Origin of the sequence: Ornithinibacter sp. (assembly GCF_035443565.1) — a bacterium.
Taxonomy (GTDB): Bacteria; Actinomycetota; Actinomycetes; order Actinomycetales; family Dermatophilaceae; genus Fodinibacter.
The window spans coordinates 1-1,280 of record NZ_DAORSO010000386.1 but is presented as its reverse complement, the minus strand read 5'-3'; the positions used below and the strand labels follow the sequence as shown (position 1 = coordinate 1,280).

Annotated in this window: 1 protein-coding gene; it reads left to right on the top strand. The window is 71.3% G+C overall.

Features of this window, described 5'->3' with window-relative positions:
- On the top strand, positions 1-1,280 hold a 1,280-nt coding region (locus PLL68_RS15395), incomplete at both ends, for a DUF3516 domain-containing protein (RefSeq protein WP_324535600.1).

Genomic DNA, 1,280 nt, shown 5'->3' with positions numbered 1-1,280 from the left:
GCGCACGCACAGGCCCTCGCGCAGGGGCAGCGCAGCTGGTACACCGCGCCGATCAAGGCCCTGGTCAGCGAGAAGTTCTTCGCCCTCGTCGCGATCTTCGGGGCCGAGCAGGTCGGCATGCTCACCGGTGACGCCGCCGTGAACCCCGGGGCCCCGATCATCTGCGCCACGGCCGAGGTCCTGGCCAACCACGCCCTGCGCGACCGGGAACTGGCCGACATCGGCCTCGTCGTCATGGACGAGTTCCACTTCTACACCGAGCCCGACCGCGGCTGGGCGTGGCAGGTGCCGCTGCTGCTCCTGCCCGACACCCAGTTCCTCCTCATGTCGGCGACGCTGGGTGACACCCGCCCGTTCGAGGAGGACCTCACCCGCCGCACCGGCCGCGAGACCATCGCCGTCACCGGGGTCGAGCGCCCCGTGCCGCTGGAGTTCGAGTGGGTGCTCACGCCCGTGCACGAGACCCTCGAGCTGCTGCTGCGTGATGATCGCGGCCCGGTCTACGTCGTGTCGTTCACCCAGGCGTCGGCGGTCGAGCAGGCCCAGGCCCTGATGAGCGTCGACATCGTCTCCTCGGCCCGCAAGGCCGCCATCAAGGAGGCCGTCGGCGGGTTCCGGTTCGGCAAGGGGTTCGGCCAGGCGCTGCGCCGGCTCGTCCTGCACGGCATCGGCGTCCACCACGCGGGGATGCTCCCCAAGTACCGCCGCCTCGTCGAGACCCTGGCCCAGCGCGGGCTGCTCGCGGTCATCTGCGGCACGGACACCCTCGGCGTCGGGATCAACGTGCCGATCCGCACGGTGCTGCTCACCTCGCTCACCAAGTACGACGGGCGCAAGCAGCGCGTGCTGCGGGCCCGCGAGTTCCACCAGATCGCGGGCCGGGCGGGGCGGGCCGGGTTCGACTCGGTCGGGTACGTGGTCGTGCAGGCGCCCGAGCACGTCGTCCTCAACGCCAAGGCCCTGGCCAAGGCCGGTGACGACGCGAAGAAGCGCCGCAAGGTCGTGCACAAAAAGGCCCCGGAGGGCACGCTCACCTACACCGAGTCCACCTACGAACGCCTCGTCATGGCGCCGCCGGAGCCGTTGGTCTCCAAGATGCGGGTCAACCACGCGATGGTGCTCAACGTCCTCGACCAGTGGGAGGGCCAGCAGGCCGCGCTGCACACCCTGCTCCTGGACAACCACGAGGAGCCCGCCCGCCGCGACGCCCTCGTCGAGCGCGCGGTGCAGGTGCTGACCTCGCTCCTGCGCGCCGGGGTGGTCGAGCCCGACGACGGCTC